This is a genomic window from Herpetosiphonaceae bacterium, from assembly GCA_036374795.1.
Lineage (GTDB): Bacteria > Chloroflexota > Chloroflexia > Chloroflexales > Kallotenuaceae > LB3-1.
The window spans coordinates 160559-175767 of record DASUTC010000347.1 but is presented as its reverse complement, the minus strand read 5'-3'; the positions used below and the strand labels follow the sequence as shown (position 1 = coordinate 175767).

Sequence of the window (15209 nt, the reverse complement as noted above, 5' to 3'; positions counted from 1 at the left end):
TTCGCTGCTGTCCGCTCTGCTCGGTTACATCCGGTGTTCTCCGCTGGAGCGCGTCGTTTGCTTCGCCTGTCTTTTAGAAAGAAGCTTGGATCGCTATGCCTGCTACGGGTTCTCTTTTCGATGCGATGGCTCGGCGTTACCGACGCCCCTTCGCGGCTGGTCTCGCGCTGTGGCTTGTGGTTTGCGGCTTGGTCGGCAATACGACCGATGCGTTCAGTCATGCGCCCACTGCTGACTCCGGCTCCGAGATCCTCGTCAAATTCCACGCTCCTCACACCGTCGCTGCCGTCCAACGCTTTGCTGCAGCCTATGATGGCACGCGCGATCGTGAGATCCTGCACATCGGCGTGCATGTGCTACGCTTTCCACCCACGACGAATCAGCAGGCGCTCCTGCACCGCCTGCGGGCCAATTCCGCCGTGGCCTACGCCGAAACCAATAGCGTTGCTACGGTGCAGCTCATTCCCGACGATCCGGGCTATCCCAATCAATGGGGCCTGACGACGATCAACGCGCCGCAGGGCTGGGATCTTGCGCAGGGCGATCCAGCCGTGGTCATCGCCGTCATCGACACCGGCGTTGATCCCTATCATCCCGATCTCAGCGGGAAGCAGGTTCCCGGCTGGAACTACGATTCCTTCAGTCCCGGCTACAACACCGCCGACACCACGGACAATCATGGACATGGCACCCATGTCGCGGGGATCGCCGCCGCTGCGACCAACAATGCCCGTGGCATCGCAGGGGTGTGTCCTTTGTGCCGGATCATGCCGGTCAAAGTGCTGGGCGCGGATGGCAGCGGCACCTACGACGCGGTTGCCTCCGGCATCCTCTATGCTGCCGACCACGGCGCGCAGGTGATCAACCTGAGTCTGGGCGGCTCGGCCTCGTCGCAGGGCCTCCAGGAGGCGGTCACGTACGCTGCCAGCCGGGGCGCGCTCCTGATCGCCGCCGCGGGTAACGACGGAACGAACTTTCCTACTTATCCGGCGGCACTTCCCGGCGTGATGGCGATTGCCGCAACGACCAGCAGCGATCAGCGGGCTGCCTTCTCCAACTACAACACCTATCTGTCGGTCGCCGCGCCCGGCGTGGACGTGTACAGCACGGTCTGGTCAAATACGGCAGGCTCGACGTATGCTTACAAGAGCGGCACGTCGATGGCAACGCCCGTGGTTTCCGGGCTAGCAGGCTTGGTAATTGCGCAGGACGCCAGCCGCTCCAGCGCCGCCGTGCGCGCGATGATCGAACGCTCGGCAGATGATCTCCACAGCTCCGGCTGGGATCAGTACACCGGCTATGGACGGGTCAATCTTGGACGGGCCGTCTCCGGCTCGGTCCTCGGCATGGTCACCGATGGCGTGACCGGCGCGACCCTGGTCAATGCGCAGGTCGAGGCGTTGCACGCAGGCCAGGTGCGAGCGACGACCTTGAGCCAGGCCGATGGCAGCTACAACCTGCGGTACCTTCCCGCTGGAACCTATGACATTCGCATCACGCTCGCGGGCTACGCACCGCAGACGCGCAACAGCGTGCTGGTTGAGACCGCCCAGGTAAGCGGTCCTGTCGATGTGGCGCTGACGCGCGTTGGCTCCGTCACCGGTAAGGTGACGAGCGGGCGCAAAGCCGTTGCAGGCGCGACCGTGCAGGCGCTCCAGGGAACGGAGCTGCTCGGCAGTGCGACCACCGACGCCTACGGTATCTATCAGATCGCCAACCTGCCCGCTGGAACCTACACCCTGACGGCAAGCGCCAGTGGCTACCAGAGCCAGACCAAATCCGGCGTGGTCGTCAATCCGGGTCAGACGACCAGTGGCGTGAACTTTTCACTCACTCGATAGAAAGAGAACACGAATATGTCAGGGTTTCGCATGCGCCCGTTCAACGCCACCACCACTGGCTTGTTTCTGCACCTGCTGATCCGTCCAGCCCGCACAATCGAGCGCGTGCTGACCACACCACCACGCTTTGGGTCGATCGTGATCTTTTTGACGATCATCAGCCTGCTGCGTGGCGTGCTGGATGGGGTACTCGTGCTGCTCAACGACGAGCAACTCTGGGCGATGTGGGTCAGTGGACGGCTGCTCGCCTGGTTTACAGGTAAAGCCGTTCCGCTGCTGCTCGCCGACTGGCTCGCGGTCTATGTGCGCTGGTTTGGCTTCGCGCTGGTGCCGTATCTGCTGGGCCGCTTCTGTGGCGGCACGGGTCGGCTGGTCGATTTTCTGCGGCTGTACGGCATTGCGCTGGGCATTTATGTGGTCACCGTGCTGCCGAACTTCGCGTATTTCTTCGTGCCGCTCCCACTGGTGCGCTTCGATGCCGCGCCGCAGTTCCGGCCCGCGCTGGGGGTGGGGCAGATCTTCACGTCCACCTGGCTGGCTTGGGTGACCTACGTGAGCTTGCGGCGCGTCCACGGGCTGCCCGCGTTTGAGTCGCTCGCGATCGGCATGCTGACGCCTGCCTTGAACATCGCGGCGCTGGTACTGCCGGGTGCGATCATCTTCAATCTGCCGTCGGCGCGTTTGTGGAGCGAACAGCTGATCGCGTCCTCGACGCTGCTGGGCTTTAGCGCCGCGAGCGTGGTGCTGATCGCGGGCGCGCTGCTGCTCATGCGCTGGGTGAGTAGCGCCGAGCGGCGATCCAGCGGTGGCAGCACAGCGTCCCATCCTGGCAGTCCTCATCTGATCCACGATTCCTCACCCCGCTCCGGCTGATCCGTGGCGGAAACTCACGTGTTCACCCATAGCGTAGAAAGGAGCGCGTGTGCCACGTTGCCCACGACCTATGCGCTGAGGTGCTAACCTCGCCCAATAGCCCTGCTCGCCTGTTTCGCACCCCCCCAAACCCATGCTGATTGACCTGCGATCACGATCGATCGCGTGGCTCAAGCGGTCACGTCAATCGAGAGAAGGAACTCCCATGCTACGACGGCAATTGAAGCGTGCCGTGTTGGTTTGGCTCAATCTGCTGCTGCTGATGTCGCTGCTGTATAGCGGCTCGCGGCTGGATCTCGCCGACAAGCGCGGGCTGCTGGTTTCACAACGAGCTGAAGCCGCCGTGATTATCCCCGATGCGTCCATTGGCTATAACTTCCAACTGGCCAGCCTGCGGATCACCGACCACAACCAGCAGACGGTGTTGAACACCGCCACGGGTCAGGTCTCGACCTCCGCCGTCCTGGACGGCATTCGTACCGGCAGCGTTGCGCTTGGCGAAACCACCCTCTCCGGAACCACCAAAGTCGGCATCTATCTGGTCAAAGATCAACTGACCACCCTGACCGGCGCGGCAGTCCGGCTCCAGATTCCGCTGCTGGGCTACGATGGACAGCTTGTCGAGACCGCGCCGGGCGTGTATACCGCCAATGTCGCCGATAGCGTAACCTTCACGCCGATCTTTGACGGTCAGGTCAGCGAAAGCGCCACGCGAAGCTGGCAGATCCAGCCGTTGAGCGCCACCTTCGGCAGCGAAGCCCTGCACGGCTCATCGGTAACGGCGTTTATCCCCAACGTGACGATCCCATCCGATGCCAGCCATAGCACCTCGATGTCGGTCTCGATGTCGGTCAAGTTTCTGGACACCGCGGGACAGCCACTGGCAAACAAAACGCTCCAGGCGCAGTTCGGCATCCCGGCCCGCAATTACACCGAGACGATCACGCTGACGACCGATGCCCAGGGCATTGCGACCTACACGCGCACGGAACCGTTCACCGTGAGTATTACTGGCGGTCAGGTCGCCAATCTGATCACGCCGCTCAGTATTCCGGGCGCGAACGCCGAGAGCGTGCGCATTCTGGAAGCCTGGGAAGACGATCCCCCCCCTCCGCCACCAGATCCCGGCGAAGATTCACAAAATCAGGGGCCATCCGGTCACGACGGCAATACCGCCGCAGGCGTAGACCCGATCAACGTGACCAACGGCAACTTCTACACGCAGGATCAGGACCTGTATCTGACTGGACGCGGTCTCAACATTGACTTTGTGCGTACCTACAACAGCCGCACGGAGGCCAACGGCGCGTTTGGCTATGGCTGGGCGCATAGCTACGCGATCGCGGTCAGAGAGCAGGACGATGGGAGTATCGTCGCAATCAATGAGCAGGGCGGGCAGTACACCTTTACCCGCACTGCCGATGGCAGCTACACCCCGCCTGCTGGCAACCACGACACGCTCTCCAAGCTGGCCGACGGCAGCTTTACGCTCCGCGACAAACATGGCGTAACCAAGGTCTTCGATAGCGGTGGGAAGGTGCAGCGGATCACCGATCCCAATGGCAACCAGATCACGATCACCTACGATGAGGCACGCCGACCGATCGTGATCGAAGATACCGTGGGTCGGCAGACTCGACTGACCTACGATGCCAACAATCGGATCACCCAGATGACCGATCCGGCGGGTCGGGTCTTTGCCTACACCTACGACGGGGATAACCTGAGTGTTGTGACCTATCCCGACGGCAAGACCGTGCGCTACGCTTACGACAGCACCCACAATCTGACGGTGATCACCAATCCCGATGGGTATCGCGGCTTCATCGGCTACAACGCCGACGACCGGGCGATCAGCTTCAGCTACGAGGGCGATAACCACAAGGTCACGCTGGCCTACGACGTTGACAACAAACGCACGAGTGCCACCGACTCGCGCGGCAACGTGACCACCTACCACTACGACTTTGTGGGCGGCAACGGCGTGGTGACGCAGCTTGACGATCCGCTGGGCGGCGTGCAGTCGTGGACCTGGGACGGCGATGTCAATCGGACCTCGGCGACCGATGCGCTGGGCCGTACCACGAGCATGACCTATGATGCCAAGGGCAATCTGCTGACCAGCACCGATGCGCTCGGCTACGTGCTTACCAATACCTATGACCCAGTGTATAGCCGTTTGACCAGCACTACGGACGCGGCTGGCGCACGAACTACGATGACCTATGACGCCAATGGCAACTTGACGGTCACGGTCGATCCCCTCGGCAATACCACACGCTACACGAACGATGCCTATGGACGCATGGTGCGCATTGTCGATCCGGCGGGAGCAGCAACGACGCTCGGCTATACCGCCACTAGCAACGTAGCTGAGATTATCGATCCCAGCGGCGCGAAGACGACCCTGGCGTATGACCTGATTGGACGTATCACCAGGGCGACCGATCCCGCCGGGAAGACCAACGCCATGAGCTACGATGCGATGGGCCAGCTCACGCAGGTAACGCAGGCGGACGGCTCGCGGTTCAGCTATACCTACAATGGACAGGGCCAGCGGCTGACTGCTACCGACGCTGCTGGTGCAACCACTCGCTTCGCCTATGATGTCGCCAACCGCCTGATCAGCATCACTGATGCGCTCGGCAACATCACCCGCTTCGCCTATGATACCGAGGGCAACCGCACCGCGGTCACCGATCCCAAAGGCGGGACTACCCGCTATCTGTACGACGCGCTCAACCGGCTGGCCCGTCAAACCGATGCCGCAGGCAACCAGACCGGCTACCAGTACGATGCCGTGGGCAATCTCCTGCAAGAGGTGGATGCCAACGGCCAGGTGACTGCCTATGCCTACGATCGGCTGAACCGGCCCTCGACCATGATCGATGCGCTCGGCAACTCCCAGTACTATTCCTACGATGCGCGCGGCAATATGACGCAGTTTACCAACGCCAAAGGCAACGCCACAGTGAATGCCTTTGACCTGCTCGGACGATTGGTGCGCACAACTGATCCCCTAGGCAACAGCACCCGCTATAGCTATGACAGCATTGGTAATCTCGCAAGCCGCACCGATGCCAACGGCGCGACCACGCAGTACAGCTACGACAGCATGCGGCGGCTACGCGAGATGCGCTATCCCAATGCCACCAGCACGACCTTCACCTATGACCTCCTGGGACGCATGAACTCGGTCACTAGTGCAGCGGGCGCGATCACATACCAGTACGATGCGTTGGATCGGGTTATCAGTGAAACCCAGCCAGGCAATCGCACGCTGCGCTACAGCTATGATGCTGCGGGACGCCGCACCAGTCTGACCGATCCGTATGGTCGAGTGATCCGCTATACCTACGACAGCGCCGGACGCAATACCGCAGTGACCGATCCCGAAGGACGGACAACTGCGTATGCTTATGATGCCACCGGGTTAGTGACGGCGATCACCAATCCCAACAGCACCCGTACGGCGCTGACCTACGATGTCCTCGGTCGCCTGACCCAGCTTGCCAACTACGGTCGCGGCGATACGATCGATTCGCGGTTCAGCTACACCTACGATAAGCTCGGCAACAAGGCAACCGCGACTGACAATGATGGCATCGTGACCGCGTATAGCTACGACGCGCTCAACCGCCTGACTCGAGTGGCGCGCAGCGGCAGCACTGGCGCACTGGATCAGTTCGACTACACCTACGATGCCGTTGGCAACCGCGTCAAGCAGACCACCGGACGCATGGCCCAGAATCAGTGGTCAACGCAGAGCACTGACTACACCTATGACGCTGCTGATCGCCTGCTCAAGGCCAATAGCGATAGCTTTCAGTATGACAAGAACGGTAACGTACTGAACAAGTCGCAGCTTGGCATTACCAAAGCTAGCTACCAGTACGACTACGACAACCGGCTGGTGCAGGCGAACGACGTGCGCTACAGCTACGATGCGCTCGGACGCCGGATCGCCCGCTATCAGGGCAATACCAGCACCTTCTTCGTCTTCGACGGCCAGCGTAACTTGCTGGAGATCGATGGGAGCAGCAACAAGGCCGAGGAGTATATCAGCGATGCCGGTGGACGTCTGATCGCCAAGCTCTTCCTGCCACCGCCGACCAACCAGGATACCGTTGGCCGCTACTACGAGTACGATGGCCTGGGCAGCGTGGTTGGCATGACCAACCAGCAGGGCAGCAAGGTCACGAATTACCGCTACGAGGCGTTCGGTAGTATGGCCGACGAGAGCGGCAACCAGAGCAACGATCTCAAGTGGATGGGCCAGTACGCCGACTCCGCCACCGGCCTATATTACATGAACGCGCGCTGGTACGATCCCCAGATTGGGCGGTTCATCTCCGCTGATCCCCTGCCGGGTAACCCTTTCGAGAGTGGCTCGACAAACCGCTATGCCTACGCCCTCAACAACCCGATCGCCTACGAAGACGTGAGCGGTTTGAGCGCCCGTTCATCCTGGCAAGACTGGCTTAGCCGGATTGGCAGCGCCCTGCTGATCGCCGCTGCGATCTTGGTAGTTATCGTCGTGATAGCCCTCCTCGTATGGTATGCGGCTCCTTGGCTTGCGGCACTGCTTGGCGGAATGGGCGGTGGAGGTCTGGCAGCGGCGACAGCTGGCGCAGGTGGCGGAGCGGGAGCCGGAGCGGCGACGGCAGCGGCGGCCCAAGCAGCAACCATAGCAGCAGCGGCCCAAGCAGCAGCGGCCCAAGCAGCAGCGGCAGCAGCGGCGGCAGCAGCAGCAGGGACCGTCATGCAAATGGCGGGGAATGGAACCCCAGGTAATAATCAGGCTCAGAATAAGCAGTTCCGAGGAGCTGTTCAAGAGGCTGAGGGGAAATTAGGCCGTCGGCTGAGCAAAGACGAGATTCGCCAAGTGCATGATGAGATCAGCGGCCAAAACTATAGCTACCGAGAGATTGTCGATCTTGTCCTTGATATGTTCGGAGGATAAGACGCCGATAACGATGATGTCCGCGCTGGGATCATTGGTAGCAATGATCCCAGCCCTAGCCACTCGTTGCAGGTGGTGTTAATCTTGCTGCAAAACTTCCTGATGACGAAAGGTTTTACCATGGCAGTAACGGATAAGGATGTTCAACGAATCCAAAACACGCTTGCACCACTTATAGGTCAACCGGCGTGGGGCGTATCTTTGGGCATAGGAAGCTTTATCACGCTTGAGTTCGGTGCCCCTACCGGCGGTGGAGCATCGAAGCATATTCACGGAGAATGGCACCTCTGGATCTACTACTGTGCTTGGCGCTTGGAGCAGGGCGACCAAGTACTTGCTGGCTCCGAAGATCCACGCCCGAAAATGGAGTCAGCAGTACGGCAGCTTGAGGGTCTCGATCTTCAGGCCGTGGATCTGGTTCTGCCCGGTCTTGATACTATCTTCACCTTCGGCAACGGCTTCATCTTGCGGATCTTCCCAGTTTACTCGGAAGAGCACGATCACTGGATGTTATATACACCAGACAACAATGTTCTGGTGCTAGGGCCAGGGACAAATTGGTCCTATATCAGCAAGTCGTCAATTCCCGCCTAATATATCCAGCTCTACGCATAGCACGAGGAGTGAGACCGGAACAGTACAAGAACAATGTCTGGTGTCATTGGAAGCAGCGCAAGGCTATTCCTGCGCTGCTTCTCAACACTCAATGATCGTGCCCGAAATCTGGAGGCCCCCAGGTTGCTGTGGGAGTACCCCAATTCGGGTGATGGAAACGCACGCGGGATCACGATCCCGGTCCGGTGGTCGTGGGTGGAACGTGGAGGTTCACGAGCATCCGACGGGTCTGCTCGGTGTCGGGATGATTCAGACCAAGTCGTTCCGTAAAGATCGTCAGCGCGCGTTCGAGGAGGTGCCTCGCCTCCGCGTCATGTCGTCGCGCGTGGAAGACCTTGCCCAGTCCGCGCAGGCTTCTGACCGTGTGGTGATGGTCGGGACCTACCACCTGCTCTGGATCGCGAGCGCCCGCTCATGATAGTTTTGGGCTGCCGCGTAGTCTCCCTGCCCGCAGTGGACCTCGCCCAACTCATTGAGGTTAATCACGGTTTCCGGATGCTCCGTGCCCAGCAACTGCAGGTGGAGGGCTAACGTCTGCGCTAAGTAACGTCAGTTCGGAATAATCCATTACGCGGGGCGTTTCACCCCCTGGAGCATACACAGCACCTCGCGCAGCGGGATCTCGCGCTCCTCCAGGCGAAACACGCGCGTCGCCGGCGCGTCGAGATCGAGGTCCGGCGTGCGCCCTGGGGCCAGATCCAGCAGATCGGCGATGAGCGGCAGCTCCGCCGTCAGCGCCGCCCGCGTCGTCGGGAAGCTCGCCGCCAGATCGGCGCGGGCCACCAGGCTGGTGATCGGCAGCCACTGGTCGGCATAGCGCGGGTCGCTCAACGCGGCGAAGACCAGGCGCGCGATGGCCAGCTGGAGCGGCAGATTCAGCGGCTGGCGGTGGTGTTCCGGCAGCGGCACCGAGACGATCAGCGGGTCGGCGTCGACGAGCAGCCAGGGCTCGCCGGGCGTCTCGTCATCCGTGAACTGGACATAGCCAACGAGCGTGCGCGCATCGGTCGTCCCCGCCGCGCGGCTCACTTTCACCTGCCCGGTCCAGGCATCGCCAAACCACCAGTACGCCACCTGCGGGAACAGGTCCGCGAACTGGAGGTCATACCAGCACGCCCATTCCGTCAGGTGCGGCGGACGGGGCACCTCGGCGATCACCCGCGACTCGCCGCCGTCCGGCGGACGCGCATGCAGCCGGATGCGCGTCTCTGTCACCTCGATGCCGGTTTTGGTCCGTTCGGTGTACCGATGGCCTGGCGCCCATATTTCCGTCGTCATCATGTCACCTTTCATGTACATTATGTTCATTTAAAGAGCGCGAAAGTATACCCGATTTCGGTGTCAGCGCAACTGCTTGAAGATCTGGGAGATGCGCCGTCCGACCGACACCGGAAAATCCTTGATGTCGTTGATCTGGACCCAGTTGCCTGGCCCATACAGCTCGTCCATCTGCTGCGTCGGCGCGCGGGTCCCTAAGAAGATCCCAAAGGTCACCACCCCGTTCCGCCGCGCCTCCTTCAAGATCGCGACGGCCTCCTGGTGATCGCCCAGCGCGCCATCGCTCAGCGCGACAAACAGCTTGTTGCCTTCCTCGCGCGCCCGCAGCGCCTGCGTCGCCAGGCCGGCCGTGCCCGCCATGTTGGTCCCACCCCGGTTGCCGGCCGCCAGCACGGCCGAGCGCTCCGGATCGAAGCGTGGATCACCCATCGACTTGAACTGCGCGGCATCCGAGCCAAAGCCCCGCACCTCGTGCGCGATCGCCAGATCCTCAAACGTGTCGCTCAGGATCATCGTCGCGTCGAAGAGCGAGGCATTCTGGATCAGCGTCGCCATACTGCCCGACAGATCCACCGCCACGCTCGCCGCAAACGCCGTCGCCGGCAGCTCTTTGATCCGGGTTTTGACATCCTCCGCGCCTTTGACCGCCGCCACAAAGCGCCGCCGGTCGATCCGGCCGTCCTTTTGATAGCGCAGGCGCTGATCCGTCTGCTCGCGAATCGCCTTGAGCTGCCTGGCCAGATCCCGCGCAATCTCCCGATGCCTGGGCCGGCGCCGCTCCAGCGAGTCGTTGAGCGGCGCATTGCCACTCTTGGGCGTGGCGACCTGGACCGTTTCGACGCGCCCATCGGGGGTTTTGTAGCGTTGGCGGGTTGCTGCGCGATTGTCCATCGGCCGGTGGAGATCGCGGCCCAGCGCTTCGGGCGTCGCCGCCGCGCGGACGCCTTCTTCGATCGCATGCGCGGCGGCGGCTTCGACTTCGGCCACCGCGTCGACGATCTGCGCCTCGGTAAAGGGCGAGTCCCAATCGCGGAGCTGCCCGCTGCCACCCTGGACGCTGGCCCGTCCACCCCGGCCAACCTGCCCGGTCGAGCCGGACACGGTCCCCCCGTCATCGGAGAAGTACCCGTCGTCGCCGTCGACGTCGCCCACATACGGATCGCCAGCGCCCCAGTCGTCCCCATCATCGTCGTCGGCACCAGCGCCACGGCCGCGTCCGGTTCCCGCCGCATCATCATCGACGCGCGGGTCAGCGCCACCGCCCGCCGGGTCCTCAGGCGCGCCTGGTTGGGGTGGCGCCGCAGCGTCGTCATCCGTGCCACCCAGTCCGTGACCGGTTCCGCGTTCGTCGTCCTCAGCGGTCCGACCCTGGCCACCACCGGCCCCATCGTCGTCGGTCGCTGCGTCCCGCCGCCCGGTAGGCGCGTCATCACCCGCGCTTCCCCCACCTCGGCCCGTGCCGGTTGCGTCGTCCTCGGCCGTCCGACCGCCACCGCCACCGCCGCCGGCCTCCTCCTCGGCCGCCGCCGGACGCCGTCCCGTCGGCGCGTCGTCCTCGGCCGCCCCAGATCCACGCCGGCGACCACCGGGTGCGTCATCATCCTGGCTACCCTGTCCGCGACCACCCCCCGCCTGGCCAGACGGGTCGCTCCCTGGTTGGCCGCCCTGCTGCCCACCTTGCTGCCCGCCGGCTTGTCCCTCAGACGAAGCGCCGGATTGACCCCCGGATTGTCCGCCCGCCTGGCCGCCTTGCTGTCCACCGGATTGTCCACCGGATTGCCCGCCCGACTGCCCACCTGACTGCCCGCCTGACTGCCCCCCAGATTGTCCCCCAGCCTGACCGCCCTGCTGGCCGCTTTGCTGCCCACCGGCTTGCCCGCCTTGTTGACCACCCTGTTGGTTGCCTTGTTGGTTGCCTCGCTGCTGCCCGCCTTTGGGCTGCCCCCCTTCATAGGTCACGCCGCCGCTGAAGGTCGCCTGGCCGCCCCCCTGCTGTCCATCCAGAGCATCGGCGTTTTTGATCGTGACGTGGCCCGTAAACTCGACGTCGACCTCCGGACCACCACCGCCACCGCCGCCCATCTGGCTGGCGTCGATCACCTGATCGCCGTCGATCGTGATCTTGGGCCGGCGGGCCTTGGTGCCTGGGGGCGGCGGTGGCGGCGGCGTCATGCCGCGCCGTTTGGCCTCGTCATGATCGACGATCCCCTCCTCCTCCAGCCGTCTGGCGATGATCACGGCTGCATTGAACGCATCGTCCGGCGATCCGTGGACCGCCTGCCGCACGAGGGGGCGCAACTCCTCGAACAGCCGCCGCGCGCGGGGCGACAGCCGCTCCTCGACGACTTCCGGGCGGACCTTATAGTAGGGCAGCGCCTCATACAAGAGCGCGCCGGTCAGGTCCCCGTAGTCGTCGCGCTGCTCCCCCGGCTGCCAGTGCCAGCGGTCTTCCAGCCGGCAGCTCGCCGCCATGATTTCGCCCGCGCCCGGATAGGTCCGCGCCACCTCGCGCTCCATCCGGCCATCCTCGACGAGGTTATAGATCTGCGGCAGAAACCGCCGCCCCGCGTCGAGGGTGAGCGTGCCGCCGGTAGACGTTTCAAAGTCGACCGGCGTCTCGCTCTTGTGCGCGTCCAGCACCGCCGCCCACAGCTCCGGCGGCGTGAACTGCTCATGCCCGATTTCGTGGTAGAGTCCCGCGCGGGTGACGATCAGGTTATCGCGGGGATCGGCGTTGGGGCCGAGCGGCGTCGGATCGGCCATGATCTTGCCGCGCATATCGGTCGCAAAGCCGCTCGTGAGGTACCGGTGCTCCCCGGTCACCGGGTTGACGGAGAGCGCCCCCGGTCGCAGGATCACCCGGCGTGGCTGGCCGACCAGGCCGCTACACAGGCGGCTGTACAGATCGGCCAGGTGCTTGTTATCGACCGGGCTGGCGTCGTCGTCCAGGTGCCGGGCGGCCTCGGCGATGGTCTTGGGTTTCGGGGTGCCGTCGCGGTCCAGGCCCTGGCGGTTATAGCCATCCCGGTCGTAGCCCTGGCGATCATAGCCGAAGACATCGTAGCCTTCCCGCGTATAGCCCTGGCGGTCCTGCCCCGCCCGGTTATAGCCCTGCCGGTCATAGCCGTCGGCATCAAATCCGTGCTGATTGTACCCGCCCCACTGATAGGTCGGATCATAGTCGGGCTTGTCCGGCACGACCACCAGCGCATTCTGCGACATGACCAGCCCCGAGACGAAGGTGCGGACCCCGGTTTCGTGCGCCGGGAACGACGGGCAGCGGTGATCCGTGCCACTGGTGAACTGCCCGCAGTGTGGACACCGCAGCAGCACGCCATTCCAGCACGCCTTGTCGTCGAAGCGCGCCCGCGCCGTCGCCCAGCGCTGCTCCGGCGTCGGATGCTGGATCTGCTGGTACTGGGTTTTCGCCCGCTCTTCCGTCTGCTGCACCGTGTAGAAATGACCGGTCACGTTGCCCTGCGCGCGGCGGTAGTCGGCGTAGGTCATATCGGCATGGGGCGTGACCGGCGGGGCCGGCTGGGCGCGCATCCGCGGCTGCGCCCGGTCCTGCCCATACCCATCGCTCTTGCGGATCACCACCCCGCGTTTCGTCCAGCGATCCCAGCAGAACGACCCCGGGCCGTAGAAGGCACCATCGCCGGTATGCGCCACCCGGTACGCCGGATCGGTCGGGTCATAACATTCCTGCGTCGCCGGGTCATAGATCCAGCCCCAGGGGTTGCGCTGCACGCCCTGGGCATCGGGCGCGGTCAGGCCGGTCTTGCGGTGATAGCCCCAGCGATCGTAGCCGTCTTTATCCCAGCCGGATTTGTTGTATTTCGGTTCGACCAGCTGGCCCTTCCGGTCGGTGGTCATCCGCGGCTGGCCATGCCGATCCAGACCGTTTTTGTCGTAGCCGGTCCAGCTGAAGCCCTGCGCGTCATAGCCCTCGGCGTCATAGCCCGCCCGGTTCCGCGGCACGCCGTCCGGCCCGACCTTGAACCCGGCGCGATCGTAGCCGTCGGCATCGTTGCCGTCCGCGTTCAGGCCCTGCTTGGTGAACCCGTTGCGATCGTAACCCGCGCTGTTATACCCGCTGCGATCGAAGCCGTAGCGGTCCCGCCCCTGGGCATCATAGCCATCCGGCCCACAGCCCCAGGCATCCAGGCCGTCGCCATAGATGCCCTGCGCGTCGGGCTGCCACTGCGGGTGGAACTGGCCCTGCCGATCCTTGCCCGCGCGGTCGTAGCCCAGGCGGTCGTAGCCCTGCGCGTCATAGCCCTCCCGATCGTAGCCCTGGCGATCCCGCAGCACCTGCTGCGCATCCGGCCGGTACCCTTCTTTGGTCCAGCCGCTGGCATCCGTGCCGTCGCGGGTGTAGCCGGCCGTCGTCAGGCCGCTTCGGTCATAGCCATTGGCGTCATAGCCGTGCCGGTTATAGCCCGCTTTATAGCCGCTTGCCTCATAGCCCTCGCGGTCGCGGCCTTTGCGGTTGAAGCCCTCGCGATTGTAGCCCTCGCGATTGTAGCCTTCGGCGTCGTAGCCGTTGCGGTCGTACCGGGGCTTGGGCCGCGGACAGACATGGGCCAGCGTCAGGCTTTGGAAGCGCTGGCAGTGGGGACAGCGCGTCAGGCCCCCCGCTTCGCAGACGGTGGTGGCAAACCGGACGGCGACCGGGTGGTGTGTGGCATAGGCGCGAAAGGTCCCGGCGGCATTCCGCAGATCCTGGGGCAGGCTCTGGTCGGCGAACCAGGCGTTGGCAAGCGCCACGAGGTGCTCGCTATCTCTGTCTCCGTGCGGTCCCTGACGATAGGTGTACGCATCCGCCACGAGGTCGATCAACTCCGGGCAGGCCGCGAGCGCGGCTCGCGCGGCGTCGCGGGCGGCATCCGGCACCACCGGTCCGGTCGCAGCCGCCACTGGCTGCGGCGCGGTCGCCATCGCCAGGGCCGGCTGGACCGGCTGGCCAGGACCGCTGCCGAGCCACCCGCGCTGTCTGAGGAGATCGTACACGGCGGCATAGCCGGGCTGCGACTCGCGTCTGGGTAGCCCATCCGCCGCATGCGTCGGCGGGGTGAAGCCAGCCTGCTGCATCGCCAGGAACAGCGCGCGCGTTTTGGCCTCCGCCGTCAGCGCCGCGTGCTGATCCGCCGGCTGCCCGCGCCGGGCCTGATACACCTGCTCCAGGTCGGCCACGCCCACGCCCGCGCCCGCGCCCGCTCCGGCGACGACGTGCTGAAAGTATTTGGTACGATTTCCGTCGCAGGACATATACTACGGACCTTTCGCTTCACCGACTGCCTGATTCGACCGCGGCAGGCCCTCGCCGGTCCACCGCCGCGGGCCGCTACCCACACCGGCGGCGTCATGGTACGATACCGCCATGCAGGACACCGAGCTTGAAGCCCTGGCCCGCCGGGCCTTTCCCGACGCCACCCGGATCATCATCCTGGCCGCCGGCGATCCGGGCTGGACCCTGTTTCAGGACGCCGACGCCGACCTCCAGACCGCCGGGATCGCCGCGACCAGTTGGAATCCCACCACCGGGGTCCTCTATCTCCGCCGCCTCCCGCCCTCCCGGGGCGCTGGCCCGACGCCCCCACCCCCGCCCGGTGTCACCTGATGGATGCGTGGCACAC

8 protein-coding genes are annotated in these 15209 nt (G+C 64.1%); 6 read left to right on the top strand and 2 right to left on the bottom strand.

The genetic code is table 11. The features are described 5' to 3' along the window. The first annotated feature begins 188 nt into the window (after positions 1-188). The 5 genes from VFZ66_27950 (at position 189) to VFZ66_27930 (ending at position 8710) form a co-directional block, all read left to right on the top strand. Positions 189-1841, top strand: a complete 1653-nt coding sequence (locus VFZ66_27950; protein HEX6293048.1) for a S8 family serine peptidase — start codon at positions 189-191, stop codon at positions 1839-1841. A 15-nt stretch (positions 1842-1856) separates the two neighbouring features. After that, positions 1857-2714, top strand: a complete 858-nt coding sequence (locus VFZ66_27945; protein HEX6293047.1) for a Yip1 family protein — start codon at positions 1857-1859, stop codon at positions 2712-2714. Positions 2715-2919: 205 nt separating this feature from the next. Beyond that, the gene (locus tag VFZ66_27940; GenBank protein ID HEX6293046.1) at positions 2920-7677 is read left to right on the top strand and encodes an RHS repeat-associated core domain-containing protein; all 4758 of its coding nucleotides are present in this window, start codon (positions 2920-2922) and stop codon (positions 7675-7677) included. Positions 7678-7761: 84 nt separating this feature from the next. Beyond that, a complete protein-coding gene (locus VFZ66_27935; GenBank protein HEX6293045.1) occupies positions 7762-8271 on the top strand; it encodes a hypothetical protein in 510 nt (169 codons plus the stop codon). A gap of 223 nt (positions 8272-8494) precedes the next feature. Further along, positions 8495-8710 (top strand): hypothetical protein, encoded by a 216-nt coding sequence (locus VFZ66_27930; GenBank protein ID HEX6293044.1) that lies wholly within the window; start codon positions 8495-8497, stop codon positions 8708-8710. Positions 8711-8859: 149 nt separating this feature from the next. Here VFZ66_27930 and VFZ66_27925 read toward each other — a convergent pair whose 3' ends face one another. Together VFZ66_27925 and VFZ66_27920 are read right to left on the bottom strand one after the other, a co-directional pair. Beyond that, on the bottom strand, positions 8860-9570 hold the full coding sequence (locus tag VFZ66_27925) for a hypothetical protein (GenBank protein HEX6293043.1): 711 nt from the start codon (positions 9568-9570) through the stop codon (positions 8860-8862). Positions 9571-9633: 63 nt separating this feature from the next. After that, the gene (locus tag VFZ66_27920) at positions 9634-14841 is read right to left on the bottom strand and encodes a hypothetical protein (GenBank protein ID HEX6293042.1); all 5208 of its coding nucleotides are present in this window, start codon (positions 14839-14841) and stop codon (positions 9634-9636) included. A 112-nt stretch (positions 14842-14953) separates the two neighbouring features. On the opposite strand from VFZ66_27920, the gene VFZ66_27915 reads away from it, so the two are divergent. Further along, a complete protein-coding gene (locus tag VFZ66_27915) occupies positions 14954-15193 on the top strand; it encodes a hypothetical protein (protein HEX6293041.1) in 240 nt (79 codons plus the stop codon). Positions 15194-15209: the final 16 nt, after the last annotated feature.